Origin of the sequence: Kribbella alba, from assembly GCF_039529635.1 — a bacterium.
GTDB lineage: Bacteria > Actinomycetota > Actinomycetes > Propionibacteriales > Kribbellaceae > Kribbella > Kribbella alba.
Genome location: NZ_BAAANE010000003.1, coordinates 141,056 through 160,597, shown reverse-complemented (window position 1 = coordinate 160,597; position 19,542 = coordinate 141,056). Strand labels below are relative to the sequence as shown.

The following is a 19,542-nucleotide window of genomic DNA, read 5'->3' as shown; positions in this document are numbered from 1 at the left end:
CGAGGCGACAGGCGAGCAGTACCAGACTGCACAGCGACCACTCTCTTCCGATGCGTTTACTTGTACTGCTTCCAGGCAGTGCTGAGCTGGGACTGGGCCGAGTCGAGCGCGGTTTTCGGATCGGCGCCGTTCGCGATGTCGGAGAACGCCCGGCCGATGATGTCCTCGAACTCGATGTAGCCGACCGTCGGAACGCGTCCGACCGACGTGTTCTCGGTCTCCTGGCCGACGACGGTCGCCGCCTGCTTACCGCCTTCCGAACCGGTGAAGGCCTTGCTCGCCAGGTACGACTTGAGTCCGGCGGCGTTGGCCGGCAGTTCGGCGTACGCCCGGTACTTCGCATAGCCGCTCTCACCGTCGATGGCCAGCCACTTCATGAAGACCGCCGCGGCCTCCTTGTTCTTGGAGAACGGGTTCAGGCCGACCGACCAGGAACCGTTCGGCGTGGCCGGCTTGCCGCCCTCCCACACCGGGTTGAGGGCGGCACCCCAGTTGAGCTTGGAGTCGGCGAGCTTGCCCACCATCCAGTTGCCCTCCACCAGGTACGCCGTCTTGCCGGCCAGGAACGTGGAGTCGATCTGCTCGGCCGCGATTCCGCGCGGTGTGACCTTGTCGGCGAACAGCGAACCGTAGTACGTCATCGCCTTGACCCAGCCGTCGTTGTTGACCGCGGGCTCGAGGTTGCCATCACCAGTGGCACCCGTCCCGCCGCCCGCGGAGACCGGTAGCGGCTCGAGCTGGTAGTAGCGGTTCGGCTGGCCGAACAGGAGGCCGTTGCGGGCACCGCCCCGCTGCTGAACACTCTGCGCGTCGGTCTTCAGCTGCTGCCAAGTAGTCCGCTGGTTCGGGTCCACCGACGGCGGCTTGACGCCGGCCTTGGCCAGCAGATCCTTGTTGTAGAACAGGACCTGCGTGGAGTTCGCGATCGGCAGCGACCACAGCTTGCCGTCGTATGAGCTGTTCTTCACGGTGGCTTCCTGCAGACCGCTGGTGAGCCCGCTGAACGGCGTGGTCAAGTCCTCCAGGTAACCGCGCTTGGCCAGCGCCGGCACGCGGGGCTGGTCGACCCAGTAGACGTCCGGGTCGCCGGTCTTCGAGGTGATCCGCGAGTCCAGCACGCTGTTGAGGTTGTCGAACGGCACGTATTGGTAGTTGACCTTGATGGTCGGGTGTTCCTTCTCGAACGCGGCCACCACTGCGGCCATGCCGTCGGCCTTCGGGTCGAGGATGCCGACGACGTTGAGGGTCGCGGTCGGGTCCTGTTTTGGCACCGACCAGGTCCCCGAGGACGCGACGTTGTCCTGGCCGGAGCCTCCACCACAGGCGGTGACCACGAGCGCGGTCACGGCACAGGCCGCGGTCAGGCGGAGTGCTGTGAGTACCTTCATGACAGCTCCTTGATCTTGGTGAGGAAGAACTCGTGGAACGCGGCCGCGTCCACGGCTCTGGCGACCAGGGCGTTGGGGCTCAGCGACACCCTGCTCTCGTCGGGCGCCCAGTCACTGTCGAGGTAGTCGGTGACGAAGGCGCCGCGCATCCGATCTCCGGTCTCGACCTGCACGTACGCCGGAGCCCAGGTGAGGAATTCCGGATGGGTGACGGCGGCGACGGCGAGCGGGTCGTGCATCGCGCAGGAGTCGACCTGCTCGGTGTTCCGCAGGTTCAAGTGGTCGATCCACGCCGCTGTGTACCTCCCGGCGAATGATTCGAACGGCTTGTCACTCGCCTCCATCGCCTTCGCCTCGCCGCGGGAGACCCGAACCTGCAGAGTGACGTCGAGCCCGACCCAGCGAGCGGCGATACCGGAGGTCAGCACGATGTCCGCCGCTTCAGGGTCGTTCCAGATGTTGAACTCACCTGGCATCGAGGCCCGGTGCGTGTGCCCGTCGAAGACGCCGCCCATGATGACGAGCTGCTTCAGGTTGGCGGCGAAGCTCGGGTCGAGCCGGATAGCGAGCGCGACGTTGGTGAGCGGGCCAACCGCGACGACCGTGATCTCACCGGGGTTCGCCCGGACGTGGTCGACCATGGCGACCGCGGCCGCCGTTGGGTGCGGCTCACGCGCCGGGACCCCCTCGGGGACCATGCCGTGGCGAGTCTGGGGCCGGATCAGCGGCCGCAGTGCGCCACGGTGCACGGGGATATCGCTCCGGCCCAGTTGGTGCAGGAGCTCAAGGGTGAGCGTGGTGGCCGTGGCCACGTCCGTGTTGCCGTTGACCGTCGTGACCAGGTCGACCTGGATGCCGGGATCGGCGAGTGCCAGGGCGAGCGCGAAACCGTCGTCGATATCGCTGCCGGGGGCACCCATCGCGAGGTCGACGTCCAGGATGATCCGCTCCACCAGTTCCTCCTCAACACGAGTTGACTACATGTGGGCGTCATATTTACACGTGTTGAATTGGCCGGTCAATCACCGTAGCGTGACCTCGCGAGCACGGCTGGTGATGCTCAGCAGGCGGAGTATGCCGCATCCACGCACCCAGTTGGTCGCACGCCGGGCGTCCGGCGGCGACCTTAACCGGAGGGCGAACGGGACATTGCCGCCACGCGGTTCGGTGGGGTTGAACCGGGCCGCGGTTATGCGCCGGTCCCGTCGCGGGTGGCGATCGCCAGCCGGCGCTCGAGTGGGGTGGCGGTGCGGTGCCGATCTGTGATGATGACTCGGCGGGCATGACCCCTCTGCGGGGATCTGGCCGGCGTAGGAACCCCACGATCACGTCACGGGCCACGCCCGTCCGGCATCACCCGCCACCGGCGGTGTCGCAAACCTTCCTTCACCCCGCAGGACCACTTTGCCGACCCCCTAAGGGCTGGTGAACTCGAGGCGGGCCGGCAGGGGGTGCGGCAGGGGCTCCGAGGTCTGGCAACGGATGCCGTCGAAGACCAGGCTCAAGTAGCGGCGCCACAGCTGAGGCAGTCTGCCATCAGCGCGCATCAGACGGGCTTCTCAGATAGTTGCTAATAGCAACTACCGTCGGTCGGAGTGAGGCCCGGCTCGGGCGGGGAACCGAGCCGGGCCGTGACCGGGGTACCAGGCGCTGTGCTGGCGTGCGCGCGATCGCCGCAGATTGGAGACCGCCGGCTTCGACGCTCGAACTTACTGTCGGCTTCCCGCCGCTGAGGCCGCCTGCTTGATGAGATCCACCACAGCCTGCGGCTGTGACACGTAGATCGCGTGGCTGCCGGCGGCCTCGACCACTGTCGCGCCTACCCGCTCTGACATGGCCCGCTGCGCGGGCGGAGGGATCATGCGGTCCGCCGTAGCGACCAGGTACCAGCTCGGCTTCACGCGCCACGCCGGCTCGGTAATCGTCCCGGCCAGGGCGTCCACACCCCAGGGCACCTGAGCATCGGCCATGAACGAGGAAAGCGCCGGCGGCAGGTCGGCGGCGAAGGAGTCGGCGAACTTGGCGCGGTCGAGCAACAGGAAGCCGTCCTGGGGAGGCAGGATCGGCGGGACCGGTGCATCCGGCGGCGGGTCGGCGATCAGGGCGTTGACCGACTCGCCCTTGTCCGGAGCGAACGCGGCGACATAGGCGAGCACTGCGACTTTTTCGTGCGTACCTGCTTCGGTGATGACCGCCCCACCGTAGGAGTGCCCGACTAGGACGGTCGGGCCATCCTGAAGGTCGAGGACCCGGCTGGTGAAGGCTGCGTCCTCCTCCAGCGAGACGGTCGGGTTCTGCACGATGCTGACGTGGTACCCGTCCTCGACGAGCAGGTCGTACACACCCTGCCAGCCGGAGCCGTCGACGAAGCCTCCGTGCACGAGGACGACGTTTCGTACGGGCGTAGTGGTGGTCATGATTACTCCTCTTTCTGTGAACCGAAAACTCGGTGACTCGAAGGTAGGTTCGCGGCGCCGTCCACCGCTTACGTCATATGACTGGGTGACAGATATGGCCTTCGGGGCGACAGGCAGTAGGTGGACCGGCTAGTCGGTCGGGTGTTCCGCCAGGGCATCGCGAAGGGCGGCGCGGGACGTGATGCCAAGTTTGGGGAACAGTTGGTACAGGTGCGTTCCGACCGTCCGCGGAGAAAGGAAGAGCCGGTCCCCGATCTGCTTGTTGGTCAGTCCGGCCGCGGCGAGCTGTGCGATCTCGCGCTGCTGTGGAGTGAGGAGATCGAGCTTCCGCACGGCGTCGGCGTGTGCTGCCGGTAGGCCGGTGGCCCGCAGCTCGGAGCGAGCCCGCTCCGACCAAGGTGCGGCGCGGAGGCGCAGGAAGATATCGCGCGCGGCGGTGAGATGACTGCGTGCCTGGCCGGGGCTCTTGGCCCGGCGCAGGCGTTCGCCGTACGCAAGGTGTACACGCGCCAACTCGAAAGGCCAACGCTCGGCGCCTGGTACGGCCAAAGCTGCCTCGAACAACGTGCGGTCCTCTGGCTCGGCGGCAACCAGAGCTGCCGCGGCCGTCGTGACGAACGCATACCGTGGCGAGATCTCACTGATTCCGGCGGCGTCCACCGCGGCGACGTGTGCGGCGGCTTCGGCATATCGGCCGGATCGTACGGCGGCCTCGACGACGTCCAGGATGACCCAGAGCGCGTGCGCCGAGTGCGACGCCAGAGTGCCAGCCGGGCTGATCGCTGTCACATGCTGGTACGCCGCCTCGTAGTCAGCTCGGCCGAGCGCGGCGAGCGCCTTGGCGTGGAACGCGTAGTTGAGAACGAATCCGAACCGGCGCGGCCCGGCCCACTGGATCATCGCGTCGGTCAGGGCGCTCATCGTGGGCTCGTCCCCACGCGCAGCGGCGATCAGGGCGTGCTGGAACCGCAACAAATAGGCGAGCAATTGGTAGTTCTGCGCCTCGCATTGGGCGATGGCCTCGTCGGCCAGCCGAGAAACCTCATCCCAGCTTCCGGAGAGCAACCCATCGCACCCCAAGAGGAGCAGCGCCTCGATCGATGAGGTGATCGCACCACCGACCCGGCCGTGCTCGACTGCCCGCCACAGCGCGGCTCGGCAGGCCGGCAGCCGGTCGACGTACAGTGCGGCGACGCCGACGCGGATAGTGCGCGCTGGATCGAATGGCTCAGTCAGCCTGGCGACCTCGTTGTCGAGTCGAGCGAGCGCCGGCAATGCCAGCCGCGCCGGCTCCACGAAGGTGCTGCCCAGCAGATCGATCAGTCCAGGAGGTCCCGGCCTAAGTCGCGCGAGCACTTTGCGGAACGACTCGACCAGCTCCTGCCGTGCGCCGAAAGCGACCGCCGACTGCAGAACCCACAAGGCTTCGACGAGGATCTCGTCAGTTGCGTCGCTCGGATCGGGGCAGGTCTCGATCGCGCTGATGATCAGCCGGTGGACGGTGTCGACGGCACCATCGACGTTGAGCAGGTATGCGGCAGCGGCGACAGCGAGGGCAGCAGTCGGTTGGTCGCCGGGTGTTGCGGGTTCGAGAACGTCCAGCAGTTGCGGCGTGTTTTGGAGATCGCCGGTGATGTCGACGCCGATGAAGGCGGCCATACCGAATCGCCGCTTCCGATCAGGCTCCTGGGGGCTCAGGTCTGCGGCGCGGAGCCACAGGGTAATGGCGCCGACGGGATCCCCTCGCCGACGTACTTTGGTGGCAGCTCTTTCGAGCAGGACTGCGACCTCTTCGTCCGGGTCGACAGCAACTTCCGCCAGATGCCAGGCATGCCGCTCGGAGTCAGTCTCGAACTGCCCGGCCAAGGCTCGATGGGCTTCCCTGCGCTGTTCACTGGTCGACAGCTCGACGACTGCGGCCCGAGTCAGCGGATGCCGGAATGCCACCCGTCCGGCTCCACCGTCGACGTGGATCAGTCGCGCCCGTTCGGCCGCTTCCAGTGACTGCGTTCCCCACAGCCCCGCCGCGGCCTTGCGCACGATGCGTAAGTCTCCGGTGCTCTCCAGGGCAGCCAGGAGTAGCTGGCCACGCGTCGCGTCCGGCAGGTTGCTGATCCGCGACGCGAAGAGCGATTGCAGGCGCCGACTGAGTGGCGGGCGCACCGAAGACGTCGGAGCCCGGGCAGCCCGGTAGCCGCTCAGAGCGATCGGCATCTCGAGCAATGCCAGCGGATTGCCTTGCGCATCCTCGAGGAGACGCTGCCGGACCCGTGGCGCCAATGTAGGGAAACGATCATCCACCAGCGCGGTGGCAGCATCATCCGCGAGCGGCGGCACCTCGAGCTCCGGCAGGCCGCCGCGCTCGAAGAAGCTGACCTCGTCGGACCGGAACGCGGCCAGGAACCCGACCCGGCTGCCCGTCAGACGGCGAGCGACGAACCCGAGAACGACGGCGCTCATGCGGTCCAGCCACGGCATGTCGTCAACGATCACCAACAGAGGTCTGTCCGCCGCCGCTTCCGTGAACAGTACGAGCATCGCGTTGGAAACGGTCAACTGGTCCGGCGGGGTCCCGTCCTCGAGGCCGGCCGTGACCTCCAACGCCTGGCGGTGTCTGTCGCTGAGCCGATTGAGTTCTTCACGGAGCGGATGCACCAACTGGTGGAGTCCCGCGAAACTCATGTCCGCCTCGAACTCCACACCGGCGGCCCGCAACACCCGGGTTCCTTGTGCCGTCGCCCGGGCCGCAGTGGCATCCAGGAGCACCGACTTGCCGATGCCCGCGTCTCCGGTCAGGAGCAGACCACCGCCGCTGACAGCGGCGGTGGCGATGAAGCCGCCAAGCTGTTCGAGTTCAGTGTCGCGACCGAACAGTCCCGCGGTAGGTCTCCATCGCTGTGATCCGCCATCACCCCCCGCGAGCTCTCCTCCACGAGCCACGGCACCAAACTTTACTCCCGTTGCCCGCGCGTACCAGCGCTGATCTTCAGGTCGTCGACGTCGATGACCGGGCAGCGTACCCCGATGAACCTTCGGGCTTCGAGTCCCTTGCGGCGCACCAGCACAGCGGCCCAGGCAGACATCGCAATCTGCTCCTGGGCCTTGGCGCTTTCTGGGACTGCAAAGCCCCCCAACGCCACTCCGCCGGCGGGCTCATCCTGCCTCGTCGCCGCCAGCGGCCGTACCGGCCAGCTGCGAGGTGAAGACGATCTCGCGGGCGATATGGATGCCCGTCGCGATCGCCCCACGGACGACCGCGTCGGCGCCGAGGTCCCCGGCTGCCATCTGCGGTCGCATCGGCGTGAAGCGGGCCATCTCCTCCCGCATCGGGTGCTCGAGCTGAGCGAGATTCTGACCGACACCGCCACCGACCACCACCAACTCCGGGTCGAAGAAGGCACAGATACCCGTGACCAGGCGAGCCAGGACCCGGGCCTCTGTGACGACAGCCTGCCGCGCCGCGGGATCGCCGTTGCCAGCGGCAAGGAAGACGTCCTCCGCCGTGAGGTTGTCGGCCATCCCCGCCTCGGTGGCATACCGGACGACAGCATCGGCTGCGAGCGCCATCTCGAGCATTCCCCGCTGGGGCCACTGCGGTTCGCCCGAGGGCGGTTCGCCCAGGATCGGCAGGTAGCCGACCTCACCGGCCGATCCGTTGAAACCCCGGTAGAGCTCACCGTCGATGACCAAACCCAGCCCTACACCGGTACCGATGTGCAGGTAGGCGAACTGCCGCGCCTTCCGTGCGGCACCGAAGGTGTACTCGCCCAAGGCGGCGAGGTTGGCGTCGTTGTCGATGGTCAGACTCATGCCCAGCTTGTCGGCAAGTGCCTCGGCAAGGCCGGCGCGCTGCCAGCCCGGCAGGTTGCCCGCGTACCTGACCCTCCCCCGGTGCGGATCGAGTACGCCTGGCGACCCGACGACGGTGTGGGTGACAGCCTCAGCGGTCAGGCCGGCCCGTGCGGTGAGCTGCTGGACGGCCACGCTGACCTGGTCCACCAACGAGCGCGAAGTCCGAGCGGTGTTGCGGACATCGAGACGTGCGACTTCGTCGCCGGCCAGGTCCGCGAGGACGAGGTGCAGCCAGTTCCGGCCGATGTCGACGCCGACCACCGAGCCCGCCGAGGGGTCTGCCTCGTAGAGCACCGCGGGACGCCCGGAGCTGACCTCGGGCCGTCCGGCGGGGCGCACGAGCCCAGCCTTCTCGAGACCCGATAGAGCGGCGAATACGGTCGGTTGTGAGAGTCCGGCGTCGCGCGCGAGCTGTGGCCGGGTCGCCGGGCCGGAGCTGAACAGCAGGTCCAGGAGCAGGCGCTGGTTCATCTCTCGGAGCAGTGACGGCGCAACGGCCGCGGTCAGCCTTGACGGTGGCCGCTCGGTCGGGGACATCGGTCACCTCGGGGTCGTCGTTGTCGGCGGCTGGCGCTGCCGGTCCATGATCGAGCATCCCCCCGCCGGGAGGAAGGGAGTTGACACATTAGGACTCTTTATTAAAGACTCCTAATTATGACCCAGACGCCTCCGCTTGACCAGCCGCGGCACGTCGTCGCGATCGATGTCGGCGGTACGAAGATCGACGTGGCGCTGGCCGACGATGCCGGGCGGATCCTTGACCGGACCCGGCTCCAGACGCGCGCAGAGGCCGGTCCCGACCAAGCGATCGAGCGCGTGTTGTCGGCCGTAAAGCTGCTCACGGAACTTTCGGACCGTCGGTACGGCGTACCGGTGGCCGGGCACGCGGCCGTCTGCCCCGGTGTCATCCGACCGGATGGAATCCTATTGGCGCCGAACCTGCCGGGCTGGGAACGCCTGGCACTGGCCGGGCGCCTCGAGGACGGCCTCGGCGTACCGTTCGTGCCGGTCGCGAACGACGTCCGGGCGGGCGCCTTCGCCGAGCTGCGATTCGGTGCCTTGCAGGGGGTCGATCCCGGGCTGTATGTCAGTCTGGGCACCGGTGTCGCGGCCGCCGTGACGACCGCCGGCGGGGTCATCGCCGGGGCACACCAGGCTGCTGGAGAGATCGGGTACTTCGCGGTCGAGCCCAGCCTCCCTGCGGACATCGCAGCCGGGCGCGCTCCGCTGGAAGAGATCGTCGGCGGCAAGGCACTCGGAGAGCGAGCCTCTACTGCCCTCGGTGCGCCGGTGACCACCGCCGAACTCTTCGCCCGCACGGACGAGCCGGCCAGGCGACTGGTCGGCGAGGCCCTCGATGCCCTCGGTACCGCGATTGCCAACGTCGCGATCCTGCTGGATCCAGAACGGGTCGTGATCGGGGGTGGGCTGATGGCCTCCGCCGACACCATCCTGCCGGTGATCGGCGCCCGCCTCACCCGGGCCGTGCCCTTCCCTCCGGAGCTCGAGCCGGCGCGGTTCACCCAGGACGCCTCACTCCACGGCGCCGTCGCACTCGCACTCCACGAGTTAGGACTCCCGGCCGGCGTCGCGGAAGTCATCCCCGCTCACTGACCCATCGACCACGCAAATCTTCAGGAGCCAACATGACCATCAGCGACGATGTCGCCGCTCGCCTCGCCGCAGCAGCGGACGACGGAAGCGCGATCGACGTACTGCGCGGCGCGGTGTCGGTGCCGAGCGTCACTGGTGAGGAGGAGGCCGTCGCCCACTGGGCGGCGGAGCAGCTTCGCCGGGTCACGACCGAGGTGCACGTCGACAGCTTCGCGCCCGGACGGGCGAACACCTGGGCTCGCTGGTCGGTGGGCGACCCGACCAACCGCCGCGGTCTGGTGCTCGCCTCGCACCTGGACACGGTGCATGTCCGTGGTTGGGAGGAGCACTGGGCCGGCACCGAGCGGGAGAGCCCGTTCGCCGCGCCGGTGATCGACGGCGCCGTCTGGGGTCGCGGCACGGCCGACTGCAAGGCGGGGGTTGCGGTCGCCATCGCGGCACTCCAGCAGCTCCACCGGGCCGGACTCGCACCGGTCGCGCCGGTCACCGCGTTGTTCCTCGCCGACGAGGAGAGCGGCGAGGAGGGCAGCGGGACCAGCGATGGCGTCCGCCGCGCCATCGCCGTCGCACGGGACGGGGACCAGGAGATCTCGGCGGACCTGGTCATCTACGGCGAGCCGACCACCATGCAGGTCTTCACGTCGCACATGGGGTTCTTCATCACCGACGTGACCCTGACTGGCAAGGCCGCGTACTTCGGTACGCCGGAGCTCGGCGTCGACGCCCTCCGTCCCGCGGACGAGGTGCTCCGCGCCCTGTGGGCGTACGGCGACGACCTGTCGACCCGGCCGGCCGATCCCCTGATCGGAGCACCCTCGCTGCTTGTCACCGGGATGTCCGGCGGTGGCTACATCGCCGTACCAGGGGAATGCCGGATCAGCCTGATCCGCAAACTCACGCCCGACGAGGACCTGGACGCCGCGCGCGCGGAGCTCGAGGACGTGATCCGCGGCGCGGTCACCGACGAGCGCATCGAGGTCGGTACGTCGTATCCGGCCACTCGCGATCACGCGGTCGGCGGATCCGCCCTCGTCACTGACCCGAAGCTCGACGTCGTGGCCCACCTGCAGGCCACGGTGAAGGAGTTCCTGCCGGACCGCGGTGACATCGCGGCCGGGCCGTACTGGTCGGAAGGCCCCTTCTTCGAGCGAGACCTGGGGATTCCGACGGTCTACCTCGCGCCGGGCGACATCAGTCACTGCCACACCTTCGACGAGCACGTGCCGGTCGACGAGTACCTCGCGGCCGTGGCCGTCTATGTCCGGTTCATCGCGGAGCACTGCGGTGTCCGCGACCTCGACGACGGGACCGGACGATGACCCGGCACCGCCTCCGGACTGTCGCGAAGGGAACGAGTATGAAGGTCAACAAGCTGGTCGTCGCACCGGCGATCGTGCTCTGCCTGCTGCTCGCCGCCTGCAATGGCGGCGGGAAGCAGGCTCAAGGAGCGGTCGGTTCCCACACGGTGATCGACATGGCCGCGACCGACACGGTGGGCCCGCACGGCGAGAAACCGACGCGAGTCACCGACCTCGCCCTGAGTCCCGCCGACGCCGCGAAGGTCAAGGCCGGCAACTATCGGGCCGCGCTGCTGTGGCACGAGATGTCGGCCTGGTCGAGCGCCGTCCAGCGCGGCGCGCTGGACCAGTTCAAGAACCTGGGGATCCGGGTGGTCGCCACCGCCGACGCGAAGTTCGACCCCGCGACCCAGGCGAACCAGATCCAGAACGCGTTGGCCACCAACCCCGACGTCATCCTCGGGCAGGCCGTCGATCCGACCACAGGCGCCGCCGCCTACCGGCCGGCCGTCGTCAAGGGCGTGAAACTCGTCTTCGCCGACCAGGCGCCGATCGGGTTCACCTACCCGCAGCAGTACCAAGCAATCGTCACCGGCGACCTCTTCCAGCTGGGACGTCGCGCCGCCGAGGCACTGGGCGAGGCCATGGGCGGCGAGGGCAACGTCGGGATTCTGTTCTACGACGCACAGTTCCACGTCACCAACCTGCGCGACTCCGCGTTCAAGAAGACGTTGCAGCAGAAGTACCCGAACATCAAGATCGTTGCCCAGCAGGGCTTCTCCGACCCCAACAAGGCCGAGGACATCGCGAACGCGATGATCGCCCAGCATCCCGACCTCGGCGGCATCTACACGAGCTGGGCGCAGCCTGCTCAGGGGGTCCTGGCGGCGCTGAACAACGCCGGGAACACACGGACCAAACTGGTCACCCTCGACCTGGACGACACCATGGCCACGAACATGGCCAGTGGTGGCGTGACGGTCGCGCTCGCCTGTGACCGGGCGTACGACTTCGGCAGGGCGATGGCAGTGTCGGCAGCCCTGGCCATCCTCGGCAAGAAGGCGCCCGAGTTCGGCATCGTCGAAGCGGTGACGGTCACGAAGAGCACTCTCACCGAGGGGTACTCCGCGTGGGACCAGCAGTTGCCCAAGGCCGTGAAGGAGGCGCTCGGCTGACACCGTGGCGCCGGTCCCCCAGCCGGATGCCCACTCCCCTGATCGGATCGTCTGGCTCCCAGCCAGCACAACAAGGAGTCTCTGAATGACCAGAACGCGAATCACGGTGGTCGCCGCAATCACCGCGAGTTTGCTGCTAGGCGCCTGCTCGGTCAACGCGACCGACGACAGTGCCACGGCGGCCGGAGCCGGCGGCACTCCCATCGCCAACGTCGTCACCCCGGACCCGGGAGGTCTGTCCCGCTACGTCTCGCCGGTGGCGCTGCCGGCCAGCACGGACACTCGCGGTCCCGACGGGGAGAAGCCAGTTTGGTACACGCAGCTGAATCTGACCTCTGCCGAGGTCCAGCGGGTCAAGGCGGGCAACTACCGCGCCGCGATCGTGTGGCAGGAGGCCTCCCCGTTCATGAACGCCCTCGGCAAGGGGGTGGAGCAGACGTACAAGGCGCTGGGCATCAAGATCGTCTCGACGACCGCGGCCAACTTCGACCAGACCACGCTGGCCAACAACGTCCGCAGCGTCCTCGCGCTGAAGCCGGACGTCATCATCACGATCGCCATCGACCCGGTAGCCGACGTGGCCACCTTCAAGCCTGCGGTCGACCAGGGTGTCAAGCTGGTCTTCGCCAGCGTGAAGCCGCAGAACTACAAGGCAGGCAAGGAGTACGTCAGCCTGGTGACGTACGACCTGAGCGGCCTGGGCAACGCGACGGCCGATGCCGTCGGCAACGGTCTCGGCGGCAAGGGCAAGATCGGCCAGATCTACTATGACGCCAACTTCTACGTGACCAACCAGCGGGAGAAGGCGTTCGAGCAGACCCTGAAGTCGAAGTATCCCGGCATCGAGGTGGTGGATCGGGTCCCGATGGCCGATCCGGCCAAGGTCGAGGACGTGGCCGCGGCGATGATCGCCAGGCATCCGGACATCAAAGCGATCTTCGCTCCCTGGGACACCGCGGCCGAGGGGGTCGTGGCGGCGCTGCGGAACGCCGGGCGGACTGACGTCGGCGTCTACACGATCGACCTCGGCAACACCAATGCCCTCGAGATGGCCAAGGGGGGCATGATCAAGGAAATGACGTCCACACTGGCCGTCGAGTTCGGCAACTCGCTCGCGGTCGCCGGGGCGTACGGTCTGCTGGGCAAGAAGGCCCCGCCGATGGTGATCGTTCCCGCTTTCCCGGTCACCAAGGACAACCTGGCCAAGGGCTGGGAGTCGACCTTCGGAGTGTCCCTTCCGACTGACATCGCCGCAGCGGGCGGAGCCGGGCGATGACGACCTCGGCCGAACTGATGCAGGCGCCTTGGTGGCGCCGGCTGGGACTGCAGAACTATGTCGTGTACGTCGGCTTCGTGCTGGTGTTCCTGTACTTCGCGATCACCCAGACGCAGTACTTCCTGACCGGCACCAACCTCGCGAACATCGTGATCCAGGCGGCGCCGGTGACCGTGATGGCCGTCGGGATGGTGTTCGTCCTGAGCGCCGGTGAGATCGACCTGTCGATCGGATCGGTCGTTGCCCTCTCCGCACTGGTCACGGCCGTGACGTTGCGGAGCACCGACCAGTGGTTGCTCGCCGCGGCCGCCGGCCTCCTCGTCGGCGCCTTGGTCGGCCTCCTCAACGGCCTCTTCGTCACCATGGTCCGGCTGCCGTCCTTCCTCGTCACGCTGGCGACGATGGGGCTGGTGGCAGGTCTGGCCAGGCAGCTCACGGACCTGCAATCGGTTCCGGTGACCAACGCCACCTTCGTGTCGCTCTTCGGGGGTGGCAGCGTGCTGGGCATCCCGATCCTCATCTGGTGGACCGCCGTCGCGATCGCGGTCGGGTGGATGTTCCTGCGCCAGCGGCGGTACGGCGCGCATGTCCTTGCGGTGGGCAACAACTCGTCCGCCGCCCGGGTGAGCGGTATCAAGGTGAACCGGGTCCGGTTGATGGTGCTGGTCGGCAGTGCCATGACGGCCGCCCTGGCGGGTCTGCTCTACGCGGGCCGCCTTCAGGGCGCCCGGTACACGCTGGGCGAGGCCGACCTGATGACCGTGATCGCCGCCGCGATCGTCGGCGGGACCAGCCTGTTCGGCGGCAAGGGGTCGGTCGTCGGTGCCCTGATCGGCAGTCTGCTGATGAGCATGCTGAACAACGGCCTGGTCCTGGCCGGTCTAACCGTGTCCCAGCAGATGATCGCGCGCGCCATCATCATCCTCATCGCGGTGTCGTTCTCGCTCCGCGGCAAGAAGAGCCAGTAAAGGAAGACCTGACAATGTTCCTTGACCTGCTACGACGCCGTAATCCGGCCCTCCTCGAGGCTGCCGCGAGCCTGCACCGCAGTGGCCGGCTGCCGGCGAACTGCTATGCGATCGACCTGGACGCGGTCGGGCGGAACGCAACCACGATCCGGACCGAGGCGGACCGCCTGGGGTTGAAGACCTTCGCGATGGTGAAGCAACTCGGCCGAAATCCCGACGTGTCGCGCAGGCTGGTCGAGTCGGGGATCACCCATGCGGTGGGTGTGGACCTGGAGTGCGCGGTCGCCGCCGCATCCGGTGGTCTTCGCACCGGCCACCTAGGCCATCTGGTTCAGATTCCCCGATACCAAGCCGCCGCAGGCGCGGCGCTCGAACCGCAGTACTGGACTGTGTTCAACGACGAGAAGGCCTCTGAGGCGGCCGCGGCGAGCGCTGCCCTCGGACGGACCCAGGATCTGCTCGCGCGCCTGATCGGCCCGGACGACCGGTACTACCGCGGGCACGAGGGCGGCTTTCCCGCCGCCGACGTGGCGGCGTTGGCGGATCGCCTCGATGCGCTCGACGGCGCGCGGTTCGCGGGCATCACCACCTTCCCCGCCACGCTCTTCGACGCCGAGAACCGCACGGTCAAGACGACGCAGAACCTCGAGACGCTTCGCGCCGCCGCTGCCGTACTGCGAGCCGCGGGTCGCACCGACCTGGAGCTGAACGCCCCCGGTACGACGTCCACCGCGATGCTCGAGCGGCTCGCTGAGGCCGGCGCCACCCAGGTGGAGCCGGGGCACGGCCTGACCGGAACGACCCCGTGGCATGCCGTCGAGGACCTCGCCGAGGAACCCGCGATCGTCTATGTCAGCGAGGTCTCGCACCTCTGGAACGACGAGGCCTACACCTTCGGTGGCGGCCTGTACGTCGACCCCGTCCTCGGCCGCTCGAGCACCTCCGCGATCGTCGTCACCCGGGACGCGCTGGACAAGGGGATCGCGAGTGCGCCGGTGCTGCCGGTCGACATGCCTGCGCCCGAGGCCATCGACTACTACGCGCCGATCCCGCTGGGTGGCAGAAACGACGTGGCGGTGGGCGACACGGTGATGTTCGGCTTCCGGCCGCAGGTGTTCGTCACCCGTGGACTGACCGCCGCGATCTCGGGGATCTCCTCGGGATCGCCGCGGGTAGAAGGTGTCTGGGCCTCCGACGGCTCCGCCCCGCTGGTTTCGTACGACGTACGTGAAGAGGTGAGGTGACCATGGCAGAGAACCTTGAGCTGGTCGGGACGACCGCGGTGGCGGATCCGTCCGTGCCGCCGTTGCGGCTGATCGGACTGGCGAAGCACTTCGGTGGCGTGGTCGCGGTCCGGCGGTTCGACCTCGAGGTCGCCGCGGGCGAGATCGTCGCACTGGTCGGCGACAACGGAGCGGGCAAATCCACCCTGGTGAAGATGATCTCGGGCCTCTACAAACCGAGCGAGGGCGAGATCTGGCTCGGTGGCGAGCAGGTTTCCTTCACCGACGCTTCGGACGCCCGCCGCAAGGGCGTCGAGGTGGTCTACCAGGACCTCGCCCTGGTCGACGACCAGCCGGTCTACATGAACATGTTCCTCGGCCGCGAACTGGTGAAGGGACCGCTGCGGCTGCTCGACCGCAAGAGGATGGCCCGGGAGACCCAGACGCTGGTGGACACACTCGACGTCCGCATCCCGTCCGCCAGGGTGACCATCAGCGCACTGTCCGGTGGTCAGCGTCAGGGCATCGCGATCTGCCGCGCCACCCACTGGGCCAGCAGCCTGGTGCTGATGGACGAGCCGACCGCGGCACTGGGTGTGGCCGAGACCGCCAAGGTGGAGGAACTCATCCTGCGGCTGCGTGAGCGAGGTGCGGCTGTCTTGGTGGTGAGCCACAACCTGGACCAGGTGTTCCGGATCGCTGACCGGATCGCCGTACTGCGTCGTGGCAACCAGATCGGCACCCGGGTCACCGCGGAAACCCACAAGAACGAGATCGTCTCGATGATCACCGGCCTACAGGAAGCGGACGTCTGAGCCGCAGCCGCCTGCTGCTGAAGGGAAAACCATGTTCCTCAAGAACCTCGTCGCGCAGAACCCGGCGTTCGCCCGCGCGGCGATCGAGCTCCACCAGTCCGGTGAGCTGCCCCCCGACACCTACGTCATCGACCTGGACATGCTCGGGACGAACGCGGAGACGCTCTGCTCGGAGGCGCACCGGCTGGGACTCGACGTCATCGCGATGACCAAGCAGTTCGGCCGGAACCCGGTCGCGCTGGACACCCTGAAGAAGAACGGCGTGGATTCCTTCGTCGCAGTCGACATGACCTGCGCCCGGGCGATCGACCGCGCGGGGCAACCGGTGGGGCACGTCGGCCACCTGGTCCAGATCCCCCGGCACGAGGCACCGGCCGCGGCCGCCATGCGACCGCAGAACTGGACGGTGTTCAGCGACACCAAGGCCGAGGAAGCCGCCGCGGCGGCCGGCGCCGCCGGCCTGGACCAGCGACTGCTGGCACGGGTGTATGACCTGGACGGGATGGTGATCGAGACCCACGCAGGCGGCTTCGATGCCGACGAGATCGAGGCTGTCGCCGATCGGTTCGACGCCCTGGACGGCGGTCACTTCGGCGGGATCACCACCTATCCTGCGTTGACCTTCGACCGGGTGGCCCGCAAGGTGGTGCCGACGCCGAATCTTGGCACGCTGGAACGCACGATTGAGCGCCTGCGCCGGGGCGGCCGGAGCGGGCTCAGCGTCAACGGTCCGGGTGAGACCTCGACAGAGACCCTTGCCACTTTGGCGAACGCCGGGGTCACGCAGGTAGAGCCAGGTCACGGCTTCACCGCCACCGGTGCCTACCACGCTTTCGCCGAACTTCCCGAGCGTCCGGCGATGCTGTATCTGAGTGAGGTGTCCCACCTCGACGGCGATGCGGCGTTCTGCTTCGGCGGTGGACTCTACCTGTGCATCGGTTCGGTGGATTATCAACCGCAGGCGCTGGTGGGCCCCGACTTCGAGAGAGCCGTCAAGCAGTCCGTGGACGCAGCCCTGAGCCAGAACCACCAGGTGATCGACTTCTACGGCCGGCTCGCGCAAACGGAGGGTCGAACCTTGCGTCCGGGCGATTCTGTCCTGTTCTGTTTCCGCGCCCAAGCCTTCTACACCCGCAGCCTGGTGGCCCCGGTTTCCGGTATCCAGTCCGGTTCACCACGCGTCGAAGGCCTCTACACCGTCGACGGCCGCCCAGCGCGCTGAACCAGGTCAGCGGCGGGCGACCGGCTCAACGGTGCGGTCACGGCTCAGCGGAGGACAAGGGCCAGGCCGGGGCATGCAAGTCAGGCCATCACAGACCGCGGTTCGAGAAAGCCCTCAAGACCGAAGGTGCCGTATTCCCGCCCAATGCCCGACTGCTTGAACCCCCCGAACGGGGACAGCGGCTCAAAGCCACCGTTGATCGCCACCCGGCCCGCCTCAAGCCGCGACGCGATGCGATGCGCTCGCGCGATGTCCGACGAAAACACATAGGCATGCAGGCCGTAGTCGGTGTCGTTGGCGATCTCAACCGCGTGATCCTCGTCGCGATAGGTGAGGATCGACAGCACCGGTCCGAAGATTTCCTCGCGGGCGATCGTCATGTCGTTGGTGACGTCCGCGAACAGTGTCGGCCGCACGAAATATCCGTCCGCTAGTCCCTCGGGGCGGCCGGGTCCGCCAACGACGATCCGGGCGCCTTCCTCGACACCGCGCCGGATGTAGCTCTGGACACGCTCCCACTGCCGTTCGCTCACCATCGGCCCCCGGACACAACCGACACCTCACCGACCTCGTCCCCTGACTCCCGCCGCAGCCACTACCAGTCCGATCACGATGATGATCGGTCCGGCCACCGCCCAGAAGGTGTTTCCACTCATCGCGCTGCCGCCGATGACGCCGGTGCCCTGCAGGGTGAAGAGCAGCCCCAGGACTGCCACCACACCACCGACGACGACCCACAGACTTTTCCTCATGTTGTTGGCTCCCTTGTAGACCATCCGTCGCTGGTCACGAACGGATGAGTTCCGCTGCTCGCTCGGCAATCGCGTAGACGGTTGCGTTGGTGTTGGCGGAGATCGGAGAGGGCATCACCGACGCGTCGGCGACCCTCAGGTTGCTGATGCCGTGTACGTGCAGGCTGGTGTCGACCACGGACCGATCATCGGTACCGACGGCGCAGGTTCCGGCGTAGTGCGAGTAGCTGCGGAGGTTCGACCTGATGTAGCTCCGCAGTTCTTCGCCACGCACATCCGGTCCGGGTAGCGCCTCCCTACCGCACCACGGGGACAAGGCCGGCGCGGCGCCGATCTCGCGGGCGATGCGCAGTCCTGCAACCACGATGTCGACGTCACGCTGGTCGGTGTAGTACGCGGGATCGATCAACGGATGTGCACCAGGGCTGATCCCGGCCAAGCGAAGGGAACCGCGACTGAAGGGCGCCATCAGCGAGACCATGATGGCGTAGCCGTGACCGATAGCGGGACCCGGCAACGACTCCGCACGCAGCGGAACGTCCACGAACATGATCTGCACATCCGGGCCGTGCCCCCCGATCCCGGTGCTGAGCAGGCCCTGGACCTCGCCGTGGTTGTTGATCCCATGCGGCACCGGCTGTGCGGACTCGTAGACCAGTCCGCACATTGGATGGTCGTGCAGGTTCGCGCCGACGCCGGGCAGGTCCGCAACCACCTCGATACCGAGGTCCTCCAGATGATCCGCCGGCCCGATCCCGGACAGCATCAGCAGTTGCGGCGTGCCGATGGTGCCCGCCGCGAGCACGACCTCACCCGTACATTCAGCGACGGAGGTGCCGGCGCCTACGTGATACTCCAGTCCCCTGCATCGGTCGCCGTCCATCAGCAGCCGATCTACCAGCGCGTCGGTGACCACATCCAGGTTCGGCCGGCTCAGGATCGGGGTGAGATAGGCATCCGCCGCGCTTTGGCGGCGACCGTCAACGATGCTCAGGTCGCAGAATGCGAAGCCCTCCTCCAGGCCGCCGCTGATGTCCCGCGCAATCGGGAAACCGGCTTGCTCGGCTGCCTCCAGGCCGGCCTCCGCGATGGGATGCCGCTGGACGGCAGGCCCAGGTCTCAGCGGGCCACCGACACCGCGGACCATGGGATCGCGCCCTTCGGTGTGTTCGCTGCGTTTGAAGGCCGGCAACAAGTCGTCGAAGCCCCAACCCTTCGCATCTGCGGTGACCCAGGCGTCGTAGCTCGCTCGATGCCCACGCACGAAGTTCATCGCGTTGATGGACGAGGACCCGCCCAGCCCGCGGCCGCGCGGCCAGGCCACGCGAGTGCCAGTGGCTTGCTGAGGCACGGTCTGGTCAGCCCAGTCGGCTGTGGATCCCATCAGGCTAGGCCATGCCGGCGGGACCGCCATCGACTCCAGCGGCCGCGCGTTACCCGCCTCGAGAAGCAACACCCGTACGCCGTCCTCCGACAGCCGTGCCGCCAGCACGCATCCCGCAGTGCCACCGCCCACCACCACGTACTCATAACTCCGCATTG

General features: G+C 67.7%; 17 protein-coding genes. 8 read left to right on the top strand and 9 right to left on the bottom strand.

The annotated features are described in order from the left end of the window. Nucleotides 1-56: 56 nt before the first annotated feature. From ABD210_RS05090 to ABD210_RS05065, 6 genes are all read right to left on the bottom strand, one after another. A complete protein-coding gene (locus ABD210_RS05090) occupies nucleotides 57-1,388 on the bottom strand; it encodes an ABC transporter substrate-binding protein (protein ID WP_344109307.1) in 1,332 nt (443 codons plus the stop codon). Continuing rightward, the gene (locus ABD210_RS05085; RefSeq protein ID WP_344109305.1) at nucleotides 1,385-2,341 is read right to left on the bottom strand and encodes a nucleoside hydrolase; all 957 of its coding nucleotides are present in this window, start codon (nucleotides 2,339-2,341) and stop codon (nucleotides 1,385-1,387) included. Before ABD210_RS05085 ends, ABD210_RS05090 begins: the two co-directional genes overlap by 4 nt. Before the next feature lie 756 nt (nucleotides 2,342-3,097). Further along, complete coding sequence (locus ABD210_RS05080) at nucleotides 3,098-3,805, bottom strand: alpha/beta fold hydrolase (RefSeq protein WP_344109303.1); 708 nt, start codon at nucleotides 3,803-3,805, stop codon at nucleotides 3,098-3,100. Between the two features lie 129 nt (nucleotides 3,806-3,934). Further along, a complete protein-coding gene (locus tag ABD210_RS05075) occupies nucleotides 3,935-6,745 on the bottom strand; it encodes a helix-turn-helix transcriptional regulator (protein WP_344109301.1) in 2,811 nt (936 codons plus the stop codon). An 11-nt stretch (nucleotides 6,746-6,756) separates the two neighbouring features. Then, nucleotides 6,757-6,888 (bottom strand): hypothetical protein, encoded by a 132-nt coding sequence (locus ABD210_RS05070; RefSeq protein ID WP_344109299.1) that lies wholly within the window; start codon nucleotides 6,886-6,888, stop codon nucleotides 6,757-6,759. 70 nt (nucleotides 6,889-6,958) lie between these two features. Then, nucleotides 6,959-8,194 carry an ROK family transcriptional regulator gene (locus ABD210_RS05065; RefSeq protein ID WP_344109297.1) on the bottom strand — a complete coding sequence of 412 codons (1,236 nt, stop codon included), beginning with the start codon at nucleotides 8,192-8,194 and terminating at the stop codon, nucleotides 6,959-6,961. Nucleotides 8,195-8,311: 117 nt separating this feature from the next. Between ABD210_RS05065 and ABD210_RS05060 the strand changes: the two genes are divergently transcribed. The 8 genes from ABD210_RS05060 (at nucleotide 8,312) to ABD210_RS05025 (ending at nucleotide 17,248) form a co-directional block, all read left to right on the top strand. Further along, on the top strand, nucleotides 8,312-9,271 hold the full coding sequence (locus ABD210_RS05060) for an ROK family protein (RefSeq protein ID WP_344109295.1): 960 nt from the start codon (nucleotides 8,312-8,314) through the stop codon (nucleotides 9,269-9,271). Nucleotides 9,272-9,303: 32 nt separating this feature from the next. Beyond that, the gene (locus ABD210_RS05055; protein ID WP_344109293.1) at nucleotides 9,304-10,590 is read left to right on the top strand and encodes a M20 family metallopeptidase; all 1,287 of its coding nucleotides are present in this window, start codon (nucleotides 9,304-9,306) and stop codon (nucleotides 10,588-10,590) included. A gap of 38 nt (nucleotides 10,591-10,628) precedes the next feature. Further along, a complete protein-coding gene (locus ABD210_RS05050; protein ID WP_344109290.1) occupies nucleotides 10,629-11,744 on the top strand; it encodes a substrate-binding domain-containing protein in 1,116 nt (371 codons plus the stop codon). An 85-nt stretch (nucleotides 11,745-11,829) separates the two neighbouring features. Continuing rightward, entirely contained in the window at nucleotides 11,830-13,020 is a 1,191-nt protein-coding gene (locus ABD210_RS05045) for a substrate-binding domain-containing protein (RefSeq protein ID WP_344109288.1), read from the top strand. Beyond that, complete coding sequence (locus tag ABD210_RS05040; protein WP_344109286.1) at nucleotides 13,017-13,988, top strand: ABC transporter permease; 972 nt, start codon at nucleotides 13,017-13,019, stop codon at nucleotides 13,986-13,988. Before ABD210_RS05045 ends, ABD210_RS05040 begins: the two co-directional genes overlap by 4 nt. A 14-nt stretch (nucleotides 13,989-14,002) precedes the next feature. Then, nucleotides 14,003-15,232: an alanine racemase gene (locus ABD210_RS05035; protein WP_344109283.1), complete on the top strand. Its 1,230-nt coding sequence runs from the start codon at nucleotides 14,003-14,005 to the stop codon at nucleotides 15,230-15,232. 2 nt (nucleotides 15,233-15,234) lie between these two features. Beyond that, entirely contained in the window at nucleotides 15,235-16,026 is a 792-nt protein-coding gene (locus ABD210_RS05030; protein WP_344109281.1) for an ATP-binding cassette domain-containing protein, read from the top strand. A 31-nt stretch (nucleotides 16,027-16,057) separates the two neighbouring features. Next, entirely contained in the window at nucleotides 16,058-17,248 is a 1,191-nt protein-coding gene (locus ABD210_RS05025) for an alanine racemase (RefSeq protein WP_344109279.1), read from the top strand. Nucleotides 17,249-17,328: 80 nt separating this feature from the next. Here the strand turns inward: ABD210_RS05025 and ABD210_RS05020 are convergent, their stop codons facing one another. Genes ABD210_RS05020 through ABD210_RS05010 form a run of 3 tightly spaced genes read right to left on the bottom strand, consistent with a single transcriptional unit; the run spans nucleotide 17,329 to nucleotide 19,540 of the window. After that, nucleotides 17,329-17,781, bottom strand: coding sequence for an aldehyde dehydrogenase family protein (locus ABD210_RS05020; protein WP_344109277.1), 453 nt, complete (start codon nucleotides 17,779-17,781; stop codon nucleotides 17,329-17,331). Nucleotides 17,782-17,808: 27 nt separating this feature from the next. Beyond that, nucleotides 17,809-18,000, bottom strand: coding sequence for a hypothetical protein (locus tag ABD210_RS05015; RefSeq protein WP_344109275.1), 192 nt, complete (start codon nucleotides 17,998-18,000; stop codon nucleotides 17,809-17,811). A gap of 34 nt (nucleotides 18,001-18,034) precedes the next feature. Continuing rightward, complete coding sequence (locus tag ABD210_RS05010) at nucleotides 18,035-19,540, bottom strand: GMC family oxidoreductase (RefSeq protein ID WP_344109272.1); 1,506 nt, start codon at nucleotides 19,538-19,540, stop codon at nucleotides 18,035-18,037. Nucleotides 19,541-19,542: the final 2 nt, after the last annotated feature.

Bases quoted from the DNA above. Each gene is read 5' to 3' on its own strand.
- ABD210_RS05090 (WP_344109307.1), bottom strand. From the start codon at position 1,388: ATGAAGGTACTCACAGCACTCCGCCTGACCGCGGCCTGTGCCGTGACC.
- ABD210_RS05080 (WP_344109303.1), bottom strand. From the start codon at position 3,805: ATGACCACCACTACGCCCGTACGAAACGTCGTCCTCGTGCACGGAGGC.
- ABD210_RS05070 (WP_344109299.1), bottom strand. From the start codon at position 6,888: ATGTCTGCCTGGGCCGCTGTGCTGGTGCGCCGCAAGGGACTCGAAGCC.
- ABD210_RS05065 (WP_344109297.1), bottom strand. From the start codon at position 8,194: ATGTCCCCGACCGAGCGGCCACCGTCAAGGCTGACCGCGGCCGTTGCG.
- ABD210_RS05060 (WP_344109295.1), top strand. From the start codon at position 8,312: ATGACCCAGACGCCTCCGCTTGACCAGCCGCGGCACGTCGTCGCGATC.
- ABD210_RS05055 (WP_344109293.1), top strand. From the start codon at position 9,304: ATGACCATCAGCGACGATGTCGCCGCTCGCCTCGCCGCAGCAGCGGAC.
- ABD210_RS05050 (WP_344109290.1), top strand. From the start codon at position 10,629: ATGAAGGTCAACAAGCTGGTCGTCGCACCGGCGATCGTGCTCTGCCTG.
- ABD210_RS05045 (WP_344109288.1), top strand. From the start codon at position 11,830: ATGACCAGAACGCGAATCACGGTGGTCGCCGCAATCACCGCGAGTTTG.
- ABD210_RS05040 (WP_344109286.1), top strand. From the start codon at position 13,017: ATGACGACCTCGGCCGAACTGATGCAGGCGCCTTGGTGGCGCCGGCTG.
- ABD210_RS05035 (WP_344109283.1), top strand. From the start codon at position 14,003: ATGTTCCTTGACCTGCTACGACGCCGTAATCCGGCCCTCCTCGAGGCT.
- ABD210_RS05030 (WP_344109281.1), top strand. From the start codon at position 15,235: ATGGCAGAGAACCTTGAGCTGGTCGGGACGACCGCGGTGGCGGATCCG.
- ABD210_RS05025 (WP_344109279.1), top strand. From the start codon at position 16,058: ATGTTCCTCAAGAACCTCGTCGCGCAGAACCCGGCGTTCGCCCGCGCG.
- ABD210_RS05015 (WP_344109275.1), bottom strand. From the start codon at position 18,000: ATGAGGAAAAGTCTGTGGGTCGTCGTCGGTGGTGTGGTGGCAGTCCTG.
- ABD210_RS05010 (WP_344109272.1), bottom strand. From the start codon at position 19,540: ATGCGGAGTTATGAGTACGTGGTGGTGGGCGGTGGCACTGCGGGATGC.